The 19,067-nt window shown below is 67.5% G+C and carries 19 protein-coding genes; 6 read left to right on the top strand and 13 right to left on the bottom strand.

Annotation, left to right across the window (positions count from 1 at the left end; all coding sequences use genetic code 11):
• The first annotated feature begins 198 nt into the window (after positions 1-198).
• Genes ACLBYA_RS10865 through ACLBYA_RS10850 form a run of 4 tightly spaced genes read left to right on the top strand, consistent with a single transcriptional unit; the run spans position 199 to position 4,289 of the window.
• Entirely contained in the window at positions 199-1,353 is a 1,155-nt protein-coding gene (locus ACLBYA_RS10865) for an ABC transporter ATP-binding protein (RefSeq protein ID WP_447709422.1), read from the top strand.
• Between the two features lie 41 nt (positions 1,354-1,394).
• Positions 1,395-2,582, top strand: coding sequence for a polyamine ABC transporter substrate-binding protein (locus ACLBYA_RS10860; RefSeq protein WP_447709399.1), 1,188 nt, complete (start codon positions 1,395-1,397; stop codon positions 2,580-2,582).
• Between the two features lie 4 nt (positions 2,583-2,586).
• Positions 2,587-3,462 (top strand): ABC transporter permease, encoded by an 876-nt coding sequence (locus ACLBYA_RS10855; RefSeq protein ID WP_447709398.1) that lies wholly within the window; start codon positions 2,587-2,589, stop codon positions 3,460-3,462.
• Positions 3,459-4,289, top strand: a complete 831-nt coding sequence (locus ACLBYA_RS10850) for an ABC transporter permease (RefSeq protein WP_447709397.1) — start codon at positions 3,459-3,461, stop codon at positions 4,287-4,289. Before ACLBYA_RS10855 ends, ACLBYA_RS10850 begins: the two co-directional genes overlap by 4 nt.
• On the opposite strand, the gene ACLBYA_RS10845 is transcribed toward ACLBYA_RS10850, so the two are convergent.
• The 5 genes from ACLBYA_RS10845 to ACLBYA_RS10825 are packed head-to-tail and all read right to left on the bottom strand — an operon-like array spanning position 4,290 to position 8,734.
• Positions 4,290-5,150, bottom strand: coding sequence for an EamA family transporter (locus tag ACLBYA_RS10845; RefSeq protein WP_447709396.1), 861 nt, complete (start codon positions 5,148-5,150; stop codon positions 4,290-4,292).
• A gap of 43 nt (positions 5,151-5,193) precedes the next feature.
• Complete coding sequence (locus ACLBYA_RS10840) at positions 5,194-6,006, bottom strand: SGNH/GDSL hydrolase family protein (RefSeq protein WP_447709395.1); 813 nt, start codon at positions 6,004-6,006, stop codon at positions 5,194-5,196.
• A 5-nt stretch (positions 6,007-6,011) separates the two neighbouring features.
• A complete protein-coding gene (locus ACLBYA_RS10835; protein WP_447709394.1) occupies positions 6,012-6,824 on the bottom strand; it encodes an acyl-CoA thioesterase domain-containing protein in 813 nt (270 codons plus the stop codon).
• A 42-nt stretch (positions 6,825-6,866) separates the two neighbouring features.
• Positions 6,867-7,520 carry a response regulator transcription factor gene (locus tag ACLBYA_RS10830; RefSeq protein ID WP_447709393.1) on the bottom strand — a complete coding sequence of 218 codons (654 nt, stop codon included), beginning with the start codon at positions 7,518-7,520 and terminating at the stop codon, positions 6,867-6,869.
• Positions 7,511-8,734 carry a sensor histidine kinase gene (locus ACLBYA_RS10825; protein WP_447709392.1) on the bottom strand — a complete coding sequence of 408 codons (1,224 nt, stop codon included), beginning with the start codon at positions 8,732-8,734 and terminating at the stop codon, positions 7,511-7,513. Before ACLBYA_RS10825 ends, ACLBYA_RS10830 begins: the two co-directional genes overlap by 10 nt.
• A 135-nt stretch (positions 8,735-8,869) precedes the next feature.
• Between ACLBYA_RS10825 and ACLBYA_RS10820 the strand changes: the two genes are divergently transcribed.
• A complete protein-coding gene (locus tag ACLBYA_RS10820) occupies positions 8,870-11,725 on the top strand; it encodes an MMPL/RND family transporter (RefSeq protein WP_447709391.1) in 2,856 nt (951 codons plus the stop codon).
• Here ACLBYA_RS10820 and ACLBYA_RS10815 read toward each other — a convergent pair.
• The 4 genes from ACLBYA_RS10815 to ACLBYA_RS10800 are packed head-to-tail and all read right to left on the bottom strand — an operon-like array spanning position 11,645 to position 14,033.
• On the bottom strand, positions 11,645-12,295 hold the full coding sequence (locus ACLBYA_RS10815) for a nitroreductase family protein (RefSeq protein WP_447709390.1): 651 nt from the start codon (positions 12,293-12,295) through the stop codon (positions 11,645-11,647). The genes ACLBYA_RS10820 and ACLBYA_RS10815 overlap by 81 nt on opposite strands.
• A gap of 20 nt (positions 12,296-12,315) precedes the next feature.
• Positions 12,316-13,122, bottom strand: coding sequence for an SDR family NAD(P)-dependent oxidoreductase (locus ACLBYA_RS10810; protein ID WP_447709389.1), 807 nt, complete (start codon positions 13,120-13,122; stop codon positions 12,316-12,318).
• Positions 13,123-13,125: 3 nt separating this feature from the next.
• Positions 13,126-13,539 carry a nuclear transport factor 2 family protein gene (locus ACLBYA_RS10805; protein WP_447709388.1) on the bottom strand — a complete coding sequence of 138 codons (414 nt, stop codon included), beginning with the start codon at positions 13,537-13,539 and terminating at the stop codon, positions 13,126-13,128.
• Entirely contained in the window at positions 13,536-14,033 is a 498-nt protein-coding gene (locus tag ACLBYA_RS10800) for a zinc-binding dehydrogenase (RefSeq protein WP_447709387.1), read from the bottom strand. Before ACLBYA_RS10800 ends, ACLBYA_RS10805 begins: the two co-directional genes overlap by 4 nt.
• A 3-nt stretch (positions 14,034-14,036) precedes the next feature.
• Between ACLBYA_RS10800 and ACLBYA_RS10795 the strand changes: the two genes are divergently transcribed.
• On the top strand, positions 14,037-14,303 hold the full coding sequence (locus ACLBYA_RS10795) for a hypothetical protein (RefSeq protein ID WP_447709386.1): 267 nt from the start codon (positions 14,037-14,039) through the stop codon (positions 14,301-14,303).
• On the opposite strand, the gene ACLBYA_RS10790 is transcribed toward ACLBYA_RS10795, so the two are convergent.
• Genes ACLBYA_RS10790 through ACLBYA_RS10775 form a run of 4 tightly spaced genes read right to left on the bottom strand, consistent with a single transcriptional unit; the run spans position 14,249 to position 19,067 of the window.
• Positions 14,249-15,469 (bottom strand): cytochrome P450, encoded by a 1,221-nt coding sequence (locus tag ACLBYA_RS10790; protein WP_447709385.1) that lies wholly within the window; start codon positions 15,467-15,469, stop codon positions 14,249-14,251. The two genes, ACLBYA_RS10795 and ACLBYA_RS10790, sit on opposite strands and share 55 nt — an antisense overlap.
• Before the next feature lie 18 nt (positions 15,470-15,487).
• Positions 15,488-16,966 carry an aldehyde dehydrogenase family protein gene (locus ACLBYA_RS10785; RefSeq protein ID WP_447709384.1) on the bottom strand — a complete coding sequence of 493 codons (1,479 nt, stop codon included), beginning with the start codon at positions 16,964-16,966 and terminating at the stop codon, positions 15,488-15,490.
• Entirely contained in the window at positions 16,963-17,940 is a 978-nt protein-coding gene (locus ACLBYA_RS10780) for an SDR family oxidoreductase (RefSeq protein WP_447709383.1), read from the bottom strand. Before ACLBYA_RS10780 ends, ACLBYA_RS10785 begins: the two co-directional genes overlap by 4 nt.
• A complete protein-coding gene (locus ACLBYA_RS10775; RefSeq protein WP_447709382.1) occupies positions 17,937-19,067 on the bottom strand; it encodes a spirocyclase AveC family protein in 1,131 nt (376 codons plus the stop codon). Before ACLBYA_RS10775 ends, ACLBYA_RS10780 begins: the two co-directional genes overlap by 4 nt.

Genomic DNA, 19,067 nt, shown 5'->3' with positions numbered 1-19,067 from the left:
GCGCAGCGGAATCTGCCCTAGTGCCCCCGATAAGCTATGGATTCCATTGTCGGAATGTAAAATCGTTGCGGAATCGCTTGCGAAGGTCGTTCTGATCGGCAATTGTTGGTTGACCGACCGCAATGCTGAGGAGGCCCAGTCCTGTCCGGTACAGACACCACCGCCGCGGACCCTTCGACCGGCGAGGGCGGAGCCACTCTGCGCAAGGGTGAACCCGTCATCGAGATCGACCATGTCGTCAAGCGCTTCGACGATTACGTCGCGGTGGCCGACGCGGACTTCACCATCGCCGCGGGCGAATTCTTTTCGATGCTCGGCCCGTCGGGCTGCGGTAAGACCACCACCCTCCGGATGATCGCCGGTTTCGAGACCCCGACCGCGGGTGCCATCCGGCTCGAGGGTGTCGATGTCTCCAGGGTCCCCCCGCACAAGCGCAACGTGAACACCGTCTTCCAGCACTACGCGCTGTTCCCGCACATGACCGTGTGGGACAACATCGCCTACGGCCCACGCAGCATGAAGCTCGACAAGTCCAAGGGCAAGGGCGAGATCAAACGCCGGGTCGACGAGATCATCGAGATCGTCCGACTCACCGATTTCGCCAAACGCAAGCCCGGGCAACTCTCCGGTGGCCAGCAGCAGCGTGTCGCGCTGGCCCGCGCCCTGGTCAACTACCCGAGCGCACTGCTGCTCGACGAACCGCTGGGCGCGTTGGACCTCAAACTGCGGCACGCCATGCAGTTCGAGCTCAAGCGTATCCAGCGCGAGATCGGCATCACCTTCATCTACGTCACGCACGACCAGGAGGAAGCGCTGACGATGAGTGACCGCATCGCGGTCATGAACGCCGGCAACGTGGAACAGATCGGGACGCCCGCCGATATCTACGATCGGCCCGCCACCGTGTTCGTGGCCGGCTTCATCGGGCAGGCCAACCTGTGGGCGGGTCGTCAGACCGGCCGTGCCAACCGCGATTTCGTCGAGATCGACGTGCTCGGCACGACCCTGAAATCCAAGCCCGGCGAGACCACCATCGAGCCCGGCGGACAGGCGACGCTGATGATCCGTCCCGAGCGGGTCCGGGTGTCGGCCGATGCGCCGGCCGCCCCCGGTCTGGCGGTGGTCCGCGGCACGGTGCGCGACCTGACCTTCCAGGGGCCCGTCGTCCGGCTCGCGGTCGCCGCACCCGACGACTCGACCATCGTGGCCCATGTCGGACCGGACCAGGATCTGCCGATGCTGCGCCCCGGCGACGAGGTGTACGTCACCTGGTCCCCGGACTCCTCACTGGTCCTGCCGGCCGCCGACATCCCCACCACCGAGGATCTCGAAGAGATGCTCGACGAGTCCTGATCTTTCGCTTCTCCCTTCCCACCCCTCACGAAAGGCCCAGCATGTCCAACGAGATCGATCCCCGGCTGCTGTCCCGGCTGGCTGCCAACCGCACCAGCCGGCGGCGGTTCATCGGGGGTAGCGCGGCGACCGCCGCCGCCGCGGTCCTGGGTTCGTCGTTCCTCGCGGCGTGCGGATCCGACAGCGGCACCTCCTCGTCGACATCGGCCGCCGACGACGGCGGTCCGGCCAGCGGTGCGCTGCGGGTGTCGAACTGGCCGCTGTACATGGCCGACGGTTTCGTCGCGGCATTCCAGACCGCGTCGGGTCTGACCGTCGACTACAAGGAAGACTTCAACGACAACGAGCAGTGGTTCGCCAAGGTGAAGGAGCCGCTGTCGCGCAAGCAGGACATCGGTGCCGACCTGGTGATCCCGACCGAGTTCATGGCCGCCCGCGTCAAGGGGCTGGGCTGGCTCAACGAGATCAGCGAGGCGGGCGTTCCCAACCGCGCCAACCTGCGCCAGGATCTGCTCGACTCGAAGGTCGACGAGGGTCGCAAGTTCACCGCGCCGTACATGACGGGCATGGTGGGCCTGGCTTACAACAAGGCCGCGACCGGACGCGACATCACCAAGATCGACGACCTGTGGGATCCCGCGTTCAAGGGCCGCGTCAGCCTGTTCTCCGATGTCCAGGACGGTCTGGGCATGATCATGCTCTCGCAGGGCAATTCGCCGGAAGATCCCACCTCCGAGGCGATCAAGACGGCGGTCGACCTGGTGCGTGAGCAGAAGGACAAGGGGCAGATCCGCCGGTTCACCGGTAACGACTACGCCGACGATCTGGCAGCCGGCAATATCGCTGTGGCACAGGCCTATTCCGGTGACGTCGTGCAGCTGCAGGCCGACAACCCGGATCTGGTGTTCGTGGTCCCCGAATCCGGCGGTGACTGGTTCATCGACACCATGGTCGTCCCGTACACCACCCAGAACCAGAAGGGTGCCGAGGCCTGGATCGACTACGTCTACGACCGCGCCAACTACGCCAAGCTGGTGGCCTTCACCCAGTTCGTCCCGGTGCTCTCGGACATGACCGACGAGCTCGCCAAGGTCGATGCGGCCGCCGCGGCCAACCCGCTGATCAACCCGTCCGAAGAGGTGCAGGCCAACCTGAAGTCGTGGGCGCCGCTGACCGACGAGCAGACCCAGGAGTTCAACACCCTGTACGCCGCGGTGACCGGCGGCTAGACGCATGGCAGGAGTCGCGACCAGTAGCAGGCAGCGGAGCAAGATCGCGCCGTACCTGATGATCTTGCCCGCGCTGGCGTATCTCGCGGTGTTCTTCGTGGTGCCATTCGTCTCCCTGGCGCGCACCTCGCTGTCCTCGGCCGGCGGTTCGGTGTTCCTACCGACGCTGACCTTCGACTGGAACTTCGGGAACTTCATCGACGCGTTCCGGATGTACCAGGACCCGATCCTGCGGTCGTTCGGGTACGCGGCCATGGCCACCGTGCTGTGCCTGCTGCTGGCGTTCCCGCTGGCCTATGTCATCGCGTTCAAGGCCGGCCGGTTCAAGAACCTGATCCTGGGTCTGGTGATCCTGCCGTTCTTCGTGACGTTCCTGATCCGCACCATCGCCTGGAAGACGATCCTCGCCGACGAGGGCTGGGTGGTCAGTGCGCTCGGCGCCATCGGGCTGCTACCCGATGAGGGTCGGTTACTCTCCACCAGCTGGGCAGTGATCGGCGGGCTGACCTACAACTGGATCATCTTCATGATCCTGCCGCTGTACGTCAGCCTGGAGAAGATCGATCCCCGGCTGCTGGAGGCGTCTCGCGACCTGTATTCCGGTGGCACACGCAGTTTCCGGAAGGTCATCCTGCCGCTGTCGCTACCGGGTGTGCTGGCCGGCAGCATGCTGGTGTTCATCCCGGCCGTCGGTGACTTCATCAACGCCGACTATCTGGGTAGTACCCAGACCACCATGATCGGCAACGTGATCCAGAAACAGTTCCTGGTGGTCAAGGATTATCCGGCCGCCGCCGCGCTGAGTCTGGGTCTGATGGGTCTGATCCTGGTGGGCGTCATCCTGTACACCCGGGCGCTGGGAACGGAGGACCTGGTATGACGACCACGTCGCTGCCCGCGGCCTCCAAACCCGTTCGCAGGACACCCAAGTGGGGCGATCTTTCGCTGCGGATCGTCGCCGGGCTGGTGCTGCTGTATCTGTTCCTGCCGATCGCGGTGATCGTGCTGTTCTCGTTCAACAAACCGGCGGGCAAGTTCAACTACACCTGGCAGGGCTTCACCCTGGAGAACTGGCTGGATCCGTTCAAGTACCCGGCCCTGACCGACGCACTGAAGCTCAGCCTGGAGATCGCGCTGATCTCGACGCTGATCGCCCTGGTGCTCGGCTCGCTGCTGGCAATCGCGCTGGTACGCCAACGGTTCCGCGGTTATCGCGCGGTGGACACGTTCGTGATCCTGCCGCTGACCGCGCCCGAGGTGGTGATGGGTGCCTCGCTGCTGACGCTGTTCCTCGACCTTGGCTGGGCGGCAGGCTATTCGACGATCCTGATCGCCCACGTCGCGTTCGAGGTCAGCTTCATCGCGATGACGGTGCGGGCCCGGGTGCGTGGCTTCGACTGGACGCTGGAGGACGCGTCGATGGACCTGGGCGCCAGCCCGATCCGGACGTTCTTCAAGGTGACGCTGCCGTTGATCGTGCCCGGCATCATCGCGGCAGGCATGCTGTCGTTCGCGTTGTCGCTGGACGATTTCATCGTCACGTACTTCGTCAGCGGGTCGACGGTCACCTACCCGCTGTACGTGAACGCCGCCGTCAAGGCCGCGGTGCCACCGCAGATCAACGTGCTGGCCACGGCCATCCTGGTGATCAGCCTGATCCTGCTGGCGGTCGGGACGCTGTACCGCCGCAAGTCGCCCGCACCGTAATCAGGTCGAGATCGGCTCGTGGGTGCGGGCGCCGTGCCGGGCGGCGCCGATCCCTGCGATCACGACGAAGCCGATACCGACCAATCCGATCGGTCGCGGGACCTGGTGCAGGATCAGCCAACCCATCACCATGGCAAACGCCGGTTCCAGGCTCATCAGCGTCCCGAACGCCGCGGAGGTCAGTCGGCGCAGCGCGAGCAGCTCCAGGGAAAACGGGACGACGGGCAGCAGGATGGCCAGTCCGATGCCGATCAGCCACAGCTGCGGTGTCATCTCGGTCAGCACGCCCGGGCCGACGACCACCGAGGCCACCACGGCGGCCACCGGAATCGACACCGCCAATCCGTTCAGTCCGCTGACCTGATCACCGACCCGCTGGGTCAGCAGAATGTAGATCCCCCAACAGAATCCGGCACCCAGCGCCAGCCCCACCCCGACCGGATCGAAACTGCCCGACCACGGTTCGGTCAGCAGCACCACACCGACGGCGGCCAGCCCCGGCCACAGGAAACGGTTGCGCCCGCCGCCCTGCAGCACCGCCACCCCGAGTGGGCCGAGGAACTCCAACGCACTCGCGGTCCCCAGCGGGATGCGTTCGAGCGCCATCATGAACATCACGGTGATCCCGGCGGTCACCACACCGAGGGCGACCGCGGCGCCGAACGTCGACCGGGTGAACGAGGACGGACGCGGCCGCACCAGGATCAACAGCAGGATCGCCGCCCAGAACAGACGTAACCAGGCCGCGCCGTCGGCGCCGATATCGTCGATCAGGCCGACGGCGATCGCGGCGCCCAGTTGCACCGAGCACATCGCGGCGATCGCCATGAAGGCGCCGTTGCGGGCGTGGGTGGTCGGCATCCCTGCATTCAACTGGTGGCCGGCGGAGCTGTCCACGACTTTTCTAGAGCCGTGCCGCAGCCAGCACCACGTCGGCGATCCGTTGGTGTCCCTCGCGGTTGGGGTGCGGATCACCGTCGGTGCAGTAGAAGCTCAGCGCACACACCTGGTCCACCGAGTCGGCCAGCTCGCTCACCGAGGCGAGGAACTGCGCACCGCCGTCCGCATACGTCTGGTGCAGTGCGGGTTGGACCAGCTCGTCGAACACGCTCGCGGCAATCTCGGCGCGCCACGGCTGCGGGTCGGCGAGAAACACGTTCAGATACGACAGGCCGAGCACCGGCACCGCCGGGTCGAGCACCGCACCCAATGCGCCCAGCATCTCGGCCAGCGCCGAGGCCGCGGAGGCGGTGGCGTCCTGCGCGCAGCTCAGCGCCGCGTCCCGGCTCGGCGCGGCCAGGCAGCCCGCTACGTCATTGCCGCCGGCCACGATCGTGACGAGGCCGATCCGGTCGCGGTGTTCGGCGACGAACCGTGCAGCCGCCTCGATCTGCGATTGCGCCCCGTAGCTCGGTGCGCCCTCGGCGAGGGCCCCGGCATCACATCCGGGTTCCTCTGCCATCTGCGCCGCGGTGGCGCCGGCACAACCGAAATTGACCAATTCCCAGTCGCCGTCGCGCCGCAACGCCGCCTCGGTACGGTAGGCGAAACCGTCCGGGCTCCTACCGTGCGGGCCGTCCCCCGTCGCGTAGGAATCACCGATCGACAGGTAATACAGCGGTTCCGCAGACGAATCCGAGGTGCCGCCGCAGCCGATCGACGTTCCCAGGACCAGCGCAGCGAGAACGGCCGAGATCCGCCGGGAGGCAACGGTCATGGGGCTCAGCGGGTGCGGTCCGGGAACGGGTCGTTGCCGAAGTCGATCTGCGCGGCCGGGTTGCTGATCGCGGTGACCGTCCCGGACCCGAACGGGCCCTCATGGTCGAACAGGGTCGAGGTCCCGACCGCGATACCATCGACCGCCCAATGCGAATCGGCCTGGACACCGATCCACTCGTCACGTGGCAGCCGGGCCAGCGCCACGGTCAGATCGCCGTTGATATATCCGACGCCGGCGGTACCGAGGTTGGTAACCAGGCTGGTTCCCTCGGCGGCCATCACGGCGCGGACGAACGGCGAGTTGCGGGCGCCATCGACGACGTCGATGGTGCGGTTCATCATCCGCTTGCGCGAGGCGTTCTGGTGTTCGGCGATGGTGCCGGTCCAGCCGATCTCGTCGCTGCCGATCGCGATCCCGCGCTCCTCGTCACGGCGTTCGGGCAGCTCGAATGTCGGCGTGCCCACCCATTCCTCGCCTCGCGGCGGCACCGACAGCCGGTACTGGACCAGGGTCGCGCGGACCACCGTGACACCGTCCTGCACCAGTTCGCATTCGGCGTTGCGGACCCGCCTGCCGTCGCGGATGAGTGCCAGCTTGGCCACCGTCGGCACCCCACGCGCGGCCTTGAACAGGTCGACGGTCAACCGGGCCGGCAGGAACTCCGGGTCGCCGAATTCGGTCTCCAGGGCTCGGCCCGCCAGGCCCACCAGGGCGGGGCCGTTCAGGTGGTCTGGACCCCAGTGACTCTGCGCGTAGGCAGTGGGCACGAACGTGTCCTGCTCGGTCTGGCGGAAATGGAACGGCCGTTCGGTCATTTTCGCATCGTCGCACGGCGGGTTGGATGCCCGCGCGGCGGTCTACCGCGGGGTGACGATGCCGTGGTCGTAGGCGTAGACGATCGCCGCCGCCCGGTCGCGGAGCTTCAGCTTGTCGAAGATGCGCCCGATGTGGCTCTTGACGGTGACCCCGGAGATGAACAGCTCGTCGGCGATCTCGGTGTTGGTGCGGCCGCGGCCGATCAGTGTCAGCACGTCGAGCTCACGGCCGGTCAGTTCCTTGACCTGCACCGGGCTCGGCCCGTCGGCCACCTGCCGGTAGGTGGTGAGGACCCGCGAGGTGACCGCCGGGTCGAGGTAGCTCTCGCCGTGCGCGACCGCGCGTGCCGCCCGGATCAGCTCTTCGGCCGAGGAATCCTTGAGCACAAATCCGGCCGCGCCCGCCCGCAGCACCCCGGACAGCAGATCGTCCTCGTTGAAGGTGGTCAACGCCAGCACCGGCGGGCCGCCGGCGGCCACCAGCCGTCGGGTGGCCTCGATACCGTCGACCCGCTTCATCCGCAGATCCATCACCACCACATCGACTGCGTGTTCGGCCAGCGCCGCGGGCACCTCGTCACCGTCGGTGCATTCGGCGACCACCACAAAACCATCCTTGCGGCGCAGGATCCGGCGCAGCCCGGAGCGCACCAGATCCTGATCGTCGACCAGCAGTACGGCAATGTCTATTTCCATTCCATTGACCCCCCGCACCCCGCGCGCGGTTGGTCCTCCCCCAACGGCACCTCGGCGTGCACCGACCAGCCCTGCCGGGTCGACCCGATGTCGATGACCCCGCCGAGCAGCTGCACCCGCTGGCGCATGCCGCGGACACCGCGACCGTCGGGGGCGCGTCGCGGTTGCGCGAAGGCGGCGACCGGCAGCTCGTTGACCACCGACAGGTCGGCCCGCTCCTCGGTGACGGCGAGGGTGACCGTGGACCGCGACTCCGGGGCGTGCTTGGCGATATTGGCCAACGATTCCTGGGCGATGCGGTACAGCGCCAACCCAACCGCCGGTGACACCCGCGCGGTCGCCCCTTCGGTCCGCAACGTGACCGTCAGACCGGCGCGCGCAAAATCGTCGGTCAGCCTGGCGATGTCGTCGACGCCGGGTTCGGGTGCGATCTTCATCGGGGTGCCGTCCAGCAGCCCGACGGTGCGCCGGATATCGGCCATGGCCTCGCGGCCCAGCTTCTCGGCGTCGGCGAGGGCATCGACGGCGTCGTCGACATCGCGATCCTGCTGCAGGGCGCGGCGGGCGGCGGTGAGGTGTAACAGGGTCACCGACAGCGAGTGTGCGATCACATCGTGCACCTCGCGGGCGATACGCCGGCGTTCGTCGGCGGCGGCGTGTTCGGTCAGCGCCTCCTGCGCGGTGCGCTGCGCGAGGATCAGCTGCTGCTGGATACGCATCAGATAGCCCACCAGCCAACCCATCCCGAGCACGCACAGGTACAGCCACACTCCGTCCAGGCGACCGGAGGCGGCGGCCGCACCGAGCATCGCCGCCGCGGACACGGTTGCGGCCAGCCCACCGGCCGGCGGTGTCATCGCCGCGACGACACCTGCCATCAGGACCAGGATCAGCGGTGCGAAATCGTAGGAGATCGGGGTCGACGTGCCGTACAGGAAGATCGCCGCGGCACCGGACCAGGCACCCCAGATCAACAGTGGGTTGAACGAGGCTCCTGCGGCGAAGAACACCACCAGCGGGCACATCGCCACCATGATGCCCACCGGCACCGCGACCAGGTAATCGGCAGGTGGTCGTTGCAGAGTGGACACCACCGCGATCACCGCGAGCGCGGTATCGGTGGTGAGCACGAACATCCAGCTCCAACCGAGCGCGTCGAGCTGGTTGTGGCGTGCGAACCGGGCACGGAGGAACTCGGGCAGCGTCAACCGCATCGGCCAATCCTAGATTGCAGGCGGCCGCGCTGGCCATCATGCCGAGGGCGGGTCTGGGCTCCTACCAGGGGCGGAGGCCACAACGCCGACCGCAGCACGACGCGCGCAACGCTGCCGCGTCCTTAGTGTCACCGCATGGGATGGGTGGGGGGCACGCGGCGTACCGCGGCGTTGACGGTCGGTATCTGGTTGCTGGCGGCTGCGGCGGTGAATCTGGCTGTGCCGCAACTGGAGAACGTGGTGCATCAGCACAGCCGGTCGTTCATGCCGGCCGACGCACCCAGTTCGATCGCCGCCGCAGCATCCGCGCAGTTGTTCGGTGAAGCAGGTGACAACAACCTGACCTACGTGGTGCTCGAACGCGATACCGCGCTGATCCCGGCCGACCGGGACTTCTACGGCCGGTTGATGGCGACGCTGGCCGCCGATAACACCCACGTCCGCCAGGTGACCGACCTGTGGTCGGATCCGGTGACGGCGTCCTACGCGGTCAGCGGCGACGACCGGGCGGCCACCGTGATGGTGCGGTTGGCGGGCTCGCTCGGCACGACGCCCGCCGGCCGGGCGGTCTCGGCGGTGCGCGATGCCGTGCAGGAGGTGGGGCCACCGCCTGGGCTGGCCGTGTATGTCACCGGGCCCGGCGCGACCATCGCCGACGAGTTCGCCGCCATCGACCGGCAGATGCTGATGATCACCGCCGCGACGGTCGCGCTGATCCTGGTTCTCCTGCTGGTGGTGTACCGCTCGGTCATCACCGCACTCATCCCGCTGCTGTCGGTCGGGCTGGCCCTGGCGGTGGCCCGTCCGATCGTCGCCGCGCTGGGCGCCGCCGGTGTGCTCGAGGTGTCGCTGTTCTCGGTCGCGCTGATCGCCGCGATGATGCTCGGCGCCGGAACCGATTACGCGATCTTCCTGATCGGCCGACATCAGGAGGGGCTGACCGCAGGTGGCGATCCGGGCCGGGCATTGATCGCGGCATGCCGCGGTGTGGCACCCGTCGTCATCGGCTCGGCGCTGACCGTCGCCGCCGCACTGGCCTGTCTGGCTTTCGCCGAGATCGGGATGTTCCGCAGTGCCGGACTGCCCTGTGCCGTCGGCATTCTGGTGGTGATGGTGGCGGCCCTGACCCTGACACCGGCATTGATCATGATGTCCGGTGGCCGCCTGCGCACACGGCCCCGCGGCCGCGGCACCCGGCGCTGGCGTCGGATCGGAACCTCGGTGACCCGTTGGCCCGCACCGATTCTGGTGACCGCGATGGCTGTGCTGGCGGTGTTGGCACTGCCGGTGCTCACCATGCGGATCGGCTGGGACGAGCCGGGTGCGACACCGGCGGGCACCGAGTCCAACCGCGGGTACGCCGCCGCCGATCGCCATTTCGACAACAACCACCTACTGCCCGATGTGGTGGCGGTGGCCGCCGACCACGACCTGCGTAACCCAACCGGGCTGATCGCCGTCGAACGGATCACCAAGGCGGTCATGGCGATTCCCGGTGTCCGGCTGGTGCAATCGGCCAGCCGCCCGACCGGGGAGATACCGGACGAGGCCACACTGGCCGGGCAGGTCGGGCAGGTCGGGGATCAACTCGCCGCCGGCCTCGGCGACCTGCAGACCCGGCTGAGTGGCATCGCCGATCTGGACGCCACGCTGAGCGGCATGGCCGCCGCGCTCGGCGGGATGCGGGCCGGCCTGCAGGGCAGTGCCGCCGGCCTCGGTGATGTGACGGTCGCGGCCGCGGATATGCAACGCGGTACCGCGACGCTGCGCAGTACCGCCGCCTCGGCGGCCCGCTACCTGGATCCGGTGCGTCGCTTTGTCGCCACCACACCGCACTGTGCGGCCAACCCGTTGTGCGCGGTGGCCCAGCAGATCGTGACACCCGTCGACGACCTGCTCCGCAGTTCGGCGGATCTGTCGGCCGGGGTCGACCGGCTGACCGTCGGATCCGCGACGGCAACCGGCGCGCTCGGCACGGTGCCCGGTGAGATCGAGACGATGGCCGCGGCGATCAGCCGGGCCCGTGCGGTGCTCGCTGACACGGCGGCCGGTGTCGACACGTTGGCACCGCAGCTGAGCGAGTTCACCGACTACCTGAACAAAGCGGCCACCGCGTTCGAGGGCAGTGCCGCGGGCGGGTTCTATCTGCCGCAGCGGGCGCTGGCCGAACCGCGGCTGTCGGCGGCGCTGGACCGGCTGATCTCCCCCGACGGCCGTGCGATCTATCTGCTGGTCTACGGCCAGGGCCGGGAGTGGGGCGCCGACGGGGCCACACGGGCGGCGCAGATCGAGACCGCGGTCCGGGAGGCCACCAAGGAGGGCTCGCTGCGGCCTACTGCGGTGTACCTGGCCGGGGTCGGCCCGGCCACTGCCGATCTGCAGCGTCTGGTGGCCGGTGACACCGTGATGCTGGTGGTCACCACCTTGTTGCTGATCTTCGGGATCGTCGCGCTGCTGCTGCGCAGCCCGGTGGCAGGCCTGGTGGTGGTGGGTACCGTCGCGTTGTCCTTCGGGGCGGCGCTGGGCGCCGCGGTGCTGATCTGGCAGCACCTGCTGGGCCTCGAATTGCACTGGGCGGTGGCGCCGATCTGTTTTATCGCGCTGATCGCCGTCGGCGCCGACTACAACCTGCTGTTGTCGATGCGGATCCGCGAGGAGGCGCGCGGCGTGGGTCTGCACACCGGGGTCATCCGGGCGTTCGGTGCCACCGGCGGGGTCGTCACCACCGCCGGGGTGGTGTTCGGTCTGACGATGCTCGCGCTGGTGGGTAGCACGGTGCTCAGCATCGCCCAGATCGGGCTGACCGTCGGGGTGGGCCTGCTGATCGACACCATGATCGTGCGGACGTTTCTGCTGCCGACGGTGCTGGTGTTGTTGGGCCGCTGGTTCTGGTGGCCGGCGATGGTGCCCTCAGCGCGCCGACAGCAGGTGGTCGGCGGGTTCATTCCAGTGGTTCAGGTTGACCGCGTGGGTGAGCGGTCGGCGTCGTAGTCGGCCATGCCGGCCCTTGGGCCAGCCGACCACGATGTGCCCGCCGAGCATCCAGTCGTCGGGGACACCGACGGCCTCGCGCAGGATCTTCTCGCCGCCATAGGAGGCCCAGCTGGTCAGACAGGCGCCCAGACCCTGGGCGCGCGCAGCCAGCAGGAAGTTCTGCATCGCCGGAAAGATCGATCCGCCAAGCAGCAACTCGGAGGCAGTGGGAAAGCGCTTCTGCACGAACAGCACCGAGGTGAACTCCTCGGCCCGATCGTGCAGCTCGTAGGTGGCGCGGTTGTTGCGGGCCACCAGATCGGTTTCCTGATCAGTGGGCCTGCTCATCCCGTACACCGGTTCGATGATCGCCAGCGCATGTCGGGCCGCCTCGGCGACGGCGGCGCGCAGTTCCGGTGACTGCAGCACGATGAAACGCCAGGCCTGGGCGTTCGCCCCGGACGGCGCCCAGGTGGCGGCCTCGAGGCAGCGGGTCAGGGTGGCGTCGTCGACCGGCTCATCGGTGAACCGGCGGATGGTCCGCGCGGTCGACAGCACCTCCCAGATGTCACTGCTCGCTGTTGCCATGTCGGCACCCTAGCGTGCGGTCACCCCATCGTGGCGGCGCCTGCCGCCGTCATCAGCTCCACGGCTTGCCGACGGGTCAGCGTGCCGAGCATCGGAGCCGCCGCCTTCATGACGTCCCCGACCAGCACGGTGGGCCCGTTCTCCAGGTTCGCGAAGGCCTCGGTGACGACGTCCTCGACGGTGGCCGCGTCGGCCGGTGTGCTGGCGGCGGAGGCGAGCACTCCGCGGCGGTGCTCGAGGTCGCGCAGCGCCGGGGTGTCCGTTTTCCCGAGGATGAGGCCGATGACGTCGACCCCGTGATCCCTCAACTCGGCCCACAGCGCCTCGGCGAACACCATGTCGAAGGCCTTCGACGCCCCGTAGGCGACCATCTTCGGGGCGCCGACGAATCCGGCGCCGGATCCGAACAGCACGATGCCCCCGCGCCCGCGGCGCACCATCGGCGCCGCGACCTGGTGGCACAGCCGCATCGGTGTCAGGCAGTTGCGCTGCACCATCGACTCCGCAGCGGCCAGCGGGCTGTCCAGGAACGGTGCGTAGCGCGGATCGGCGCCCGCGCAGTACACCAGGAACCCGATCTCCAGGTCTGCGGTCGCCTCGGCAATCCGGGCGGCCGCCTCATCATCGGCGAGATCGATTGTCAGGGTGCGGGTTTGGACACCGCTTGCGGTGTGGATGCGGTCGGCGACGGTGTTCAGCACATCCTGGCGTCGGGCCACCAACACCACGTTGACGCCGCGCCGCGCGAGTTCGTCGGCGAAGGCGGCACCCACCCCGTCGGAGGCGCCGGCGACCAGTGCCCATGGGCCGTACTTCTCGGCGAACATCGGTCACACCCCCACCGCGGTGATGCGGACGGTGGTGAAGGTTCGGCGTGAGATGCGCCAGCCCTGTTCGGTATGGACGAGTTCGTCATCGTAGAAGCCGACGGCGTTCACGCCGGATGTGTTGTCGGCGGCCAGGATCAGGCCGTCGACGTAGGTGCGTGCCACGGCGCGGTCCCCATCGAGGTCGATGACGATGTTGGACAGCCGATGCATGGTGTGGCCGGCCATGGCATGAGACTGTTCCATGAAGGTGGTGAGGGCATCGACCCCGTCGAAGGTGCCGATCTGTCCGTAGTCGAGCACACAATCGTCGGTGAAACAGCTGCGGAAGGCCACCCAGTTGCGGCGGTCGATACCGGTGGCATACCGCACCAGGGTGTCGGTGATATCGGCACGATCCCGGTAGGGGTCGGTCATCGCGGGTCTCCGTTCGGGTGGACCAGAATTCGGGGTGGACCCGACGAGGTGCGGGTGAGCTCCAACGCATCCGGAACCTCGTCGAGAGTGATCACCTCGCCGACACTGGGCAGGGGATCGAGCCGGCCTTCGTTGATGGCGTCCAGCGTGCCGTACCAGTCCTGCGGCATGGGTCCGCCGCCGAACTGGACCGTGACGCCCTGCCGGGTCGCGTCGGTGACGCTGAGGGTATCGCCGGTGTACCAGCCGCCGGCACAGTGGATGCGTGTTGCCATCTCGACGTTCTCGACGATGTGCTGCAGCAGTCCCGCCTTGCCGACACATTCGAAGACCACGGCCGGGCCGGGCAGATGGCGTTCGGCGCGCAGGGCCCGGAACACTTCGAACGGGGATTGTTCGGTCGGGTCGACGGTGTGGTGCGCACCGAAGCGTTGCATGGCCAGTGCGCGTCGGTCGGTGATGCGTCGGCGGGGCTGCCCGATTCGGTCCGGCACCTTATGGACCGGTTGCTCGTCGAGTTCACCACCATCGGACTACTCGACGACGGCGGCACCCGCCCGGTGGCCACCATCTCCGCGCCGGTGTTCGACCACCACGGCGAGGTCGCCCTGATCCTGGCGGTACATCCGTTGCGGGCGCTGCCCGTCAACGAGATCCACGATATCGGCCGGCAATTGATGGCCGCCGCACAGCGGGTCGGTGCAGGGACTCAGGACACCGGGTCGAACAGCACCGGCAGCGCCGTCGGCGACCGGAACACCTGACCACGGATGTGCGGGTCGTCTCCGTCGGGATCGAGTCGTAGATTCGGCAACCGGTCCAGCAGCAGATTGATCGCCGTGCGCATCTCCAGTCGCGCCAGGTGCATGCCCAGGCACACGTGCACACCATGACCCCAGCCGACATTGGCCTTCTGCTTGCGGAAGATGTCGAAGGTATCCGGGTCGGGGTAGCGGTCGTCCTGACGGTTGGCTGCACCCAGCATCGGCATCACCGTCGCGCCGGCCGGGATCGCCACGCCGCCGAGTTCGGTGTCGCGGGTGGCCACGCGGGTGATCGTCAGCAGCGGGGACTCCCACCGGACACCCTCCTCGATCGCCTGCGGCAACAGCGAACGGTCGGCCCGGATGGCCTCCAATTGCACGGGGTCGGAGAGCAGTCCGAACAACAGGCTGCCCAACGAGCGGTAGGTGGTCTCGACCCCGGCCGGCAGCAGCAGCCGGAGGAACGAGTAGATCTCCTCGTCGGCGAGTTTGGCACCATCGATCTCGGCGGCGGCCAAGGCACTGATCAGATCATCCTTGGGCTCCAGGCGACGGGCCGCCAGGATCGGTGCGAAGTAGTCGCACAGCGCGGCCGAGGCGGCCAGTCCGCGTTCCGGGTTCATCAGCCAGCTCAACAGCGAGATCGACCAGCGCTGGAATTGTGGGTAGTCCTCCTCGGGAAGTCCGAGCAGGCCGGCGATGATCTGGCTCGGGTAGTCGAAGGTGAACTCCTTCACCAGATCTGCCCGACCATTCGCAGCGAACTTGTCGATCAGGGTGTTGCCCACCCGGCCGACGAGTTCATCTTCCCAGCGCGCCAACGACTTCTGGGTGAAGGCCTTCTGGACCAGGGACCGCAGCCGGCCGTGTACCGGCTCGTCCATGCCGAGCATCACCCGCTCCCCCAGCACCGGGCCGAAGGCCGCGATGACACCGGCCGACGAGAACGTCTCGTTGTCGCGCAGCATCTGCTGCACCTCCTCGTGCCGGTACACGATGAACATCGGCAGCGATTCCTCGTGCGGCAGCAGACCGGAGGTTTCCAGGCGCTGCACCGGTTCCTCGCGGCGTAGCCGGGCCATCTCGGTGTAGGGGTCGCGGACGTCCCCGGAGATGGCGTCATCGAAGGAGCCGAAGTCCTCAAGATCGTCGAAAAGCTGTTCCACGGATACTCCTTGTCGAAATTACTGAGCCGGATAGGCCACGGACTTGACCTCGGTGTACTGCGCGAATCCGACAACGCCGTTCTGGCGTCCGACGCCGCTGTCCTTATAGCCGCCGAACGGTGTGTCGGCGCCGTAGCCCGCGGTGCCGTTGAGTCCGATGAATCCGGCGCGCAGCCGCCGGGCAAGGGCCAGGGATCGCTCCAGCGACCCGGACATGACATTGCCGGCCAGCCCGTACGCGCTGTCATTGGCGATGCGCACCGCATCGTCGTCATCGTCATAGGGGATGACGGCGAGCACCGGCCCGAAGATCTCCTCCTGGGCGATGGTCATGGAATTGTCCACGTCGGTGAAGAGGGTCGGACTGACCCAGAATCCCTTGTCGAACTGCGGTGGCGGTGCCGTGCTGCCGACCGGCATGGTGGCGCCCTCCTCGACACCTGTGCGAATGTAACCGAGAATCCGCGACTGCTGCCTGGCCGAGATCACCGGCCCGCACAGGGTGCCGGGGTCCTGCGGATCTGCGGCGGGGATGCTCTCGTAGATACCACGCAGGATCGCCACCCCTTCCTCATATCGAGAGCGCGGCAGCAGAATTCGGGTCGGCGCGGCACACCCCTGGCCGGCGTGCATGAGTGGGCCGATGCCGATCAGACAGGCGGTGCTGAAATCGGCGTCCTCGCACACGATGGTCGCTGATTTGCCGCCGAGTTCCAGGAAGAGCCGCTTCATGGTGGCGGCACCCTTTTCCATGATGCGCTTGCCGACCGAAGTCGATCCGGTGAAGGAGATCATGTCGACCTTCGGGGACAGCGTGAGTTCCTCGCCGACCAGATGGTCTGATGCCGTCACGATGTTGACCACACCTGCCGGGATGTCGGTGTACTCGGCGATCAACCTGCCGAGCCGGGTCGCGTTGAACGGGGTGTCGGGGGCCGGCTTGAGCACCAGCGTGTTTCCCGCGGCCAGCGCCTGGCCGAGTTTGTTGATGGTGACCTCGAACGGGAAGTTCCACGGGGTGATGGCGCCCACCACACCGGCCGGTTCGTGCCACACCTTGCGGGTGGTGTTCACCCCGGTGACCGAGACCACGGTGTCGCCGAGATCGCTTTCCCACGCAAAGGAGTCGATCAGTCGGGCGGGGTAGAGCAGCCCGTCTTCCAGTGGCGCGTCCAGTTGTGGTCCGTGCGTCACCGCCCGGGGCGCGCCGACCTCGCGGATCAGCTCCTCGCGCAGCGCTTCTCGCTCATCGACGATCGCGGCGTGCAACTGCTCCAGACACCGCCTGCGCAGTGCGTGGTTGCGGGCCCACTCGGTATCGTCGAACGCGCGCCGGGCGGCGTCGATGGCGCGCTGCATATCGGCCGTCGAGGCGTCGGCAACCTCGCCGAGCACCTCCTCGGTCGCGGGATTGATGTTGACGAAGGCGCCGCGCTCGCCGGCGACGAGCTTGCCGTCGATCAGCATCCGTTCTTCATAGGCAGCAGAATCGGTCATGACGCCTTCCGTTCGGCCAGCCAACGCGTCATCGGTTCGGGAATCACCCTGGCCGCCAGTACCATCGCGCGCTGAGCGGTGGTCAGCGGCCAGGCACCGTCACGCATCGAACCGAACTGGGGAATGCCGAGGATGATCCGAGACATGTGGTGCATACCGATCGCCGGGAGGACCCTGTTGGCCACCAGCAGCATCGTCGCGTCCGGGCCGACCCCTCGACGGCGGAACGACCCGGTGTCGGCCAACGCGGCGACCACCCCGTCGCTGAACTTCTCGGGCGGGCGGGCCAATTTCATGGCAGCGCGGCCACGGCTGTTCATCGTATTGTGCAGCCGGGCGTAGGGTCCGGCGAGATCGCGGTTGTCGGTGGTACCGGCGTCGGTGATGATCTCGGTGTCATAGGTTCCCGCCACCAGGATGGTGACTCCGATGCCGAACGGGGCGACCTCACACGCCATCGATTCGCCCCACCGTTCCAGAGCACCCTTGGCCGCCGAATACGGCGCGGTGGCAGGCTGTCCCCGCACACCGGCCGCGCTGGACACCAGCACGATGCGCCCACGACCGGCTGTGCGCATGGCGGGCAGCAGTGCCTGGGTGAGTGCCACCGGGCCGAGCACGGTTGTCGTGAAAAGGTGCTGCCACAGGGCCATATCGGTTTCCTCCACCATGCCCGCGGCGGAGATCCCGGCATTGTGCACGATGGCATAGGGCGCGCCGACCGCCTCGTCGATGACCTTGGCCGCCGCCTCGATCGAGGCGTGGTCGTCGAGGTCGAGTTGCACACCGATCAACCGGTCGTCGTGCTCGGTGGCGCCGGTGGCCGCACGGAGTCGTGGTATCGCGGACTCCGGGGTGCGCATCGCGGCGACCACACGCCATCCCTCGCGATACAGGCGCACGGCCGAGGCGAATCCCAGTCCGCGGGAGGCTCCGGTGATGACAACCGCACGGTCTGCTCCATGTCCGCTCACCGGGTTGCCTCCGGTGCGCAGCGCATGCTCTTGGAACCGTATTCGACATCGGGCCGGCCCTCGGGCAGCCCGTACTGCCAGGTCGCCCACTTGCCGACCGAATAGGGCCCGACAGCGCCGTTCTCCTCGTAGTAGCCCTGCGGGTCGTACACCTTGGCCTCCGGAAACGGCCACGGGCAGGCGACGGAGGTGGCCAGTCCGCTCGCCTTGATGGCCCAGAACCAGCCGCCGTAGGCGAAATACGAGACGTTGATGATCGCGAACATCACCAGGAACGTGCCGAGCACGGGTTTGCGCGGGAACAGCTTTGCCTTCGCGGAAAGTTTCTCGGCGACCGATTTCCCGGTGTCGTCCCGGTAGACCAGGATTGCGGCCGGGATCATCACGAAGGTCACCGACAACGATTCCCAGATCAGCGGGAACTGGAATGTGGTGCCGGGGAACAATGTTCCGAATGGGATGGCCTGCGAGTAGATGTAGAGCCCGGTGCGCACCAGACTGATCTCCAGGATGGCGTCGAAGATGAAGCCGATCACCAGAACCAAGGCGCCCAGGCTGAGCAGCGGGCGCCGACTGACAAACGACTCGGGCCCGCGCTCGGACTGCATCCGACGCAGGATCCAGACCGCCGGAAAGTACGGTCCGAAGTAGAACAACACGTAGCCGAAGACGATGAACGGTTCCACCGTCGGCGACATCATGATCAGGTACCAGTTCTCGGGCCAGTGCAACAGGATCGGGTTGTAGACCGCGTACGGGGACCAGTTCATGATCGGGTCCTGCCAGACGATCAGGGTCGTCACCAGCACCATCAGCAACACCGGGCTGCCGGGGTTGCGGCGCCAGCCGCGGATGAACGCCACGGTGAACACCACGACGATGATCGCAGCGCCCACTTGCGGGATGATCTGCCAATGGTCGAACGAGGTGAGGAATTCGACCGGACGCGGGCGACCCTCGACGTTCGGATTGGCGACCCGCTCGTCGACTTCGGTGCGGCCGACAGCGGCGAAGAGCCCGAGGAATCCGAGCCACGCCAGCAGTGCGATCACCCGGCCCCAGTTCGGGCCGTCGGGTCGCGGTGTTTCGGCCGGTGCGTCGGAGGACCGGGACTCCTGGGTGGTCAT

The organism is Mycobacterium sp. C31M, assembly GCF_053345865.1.
Note: the sequence above shows the minus strand (reverse complement) of the source record. Positions and strands in the feature narration are given on the sequence as shown.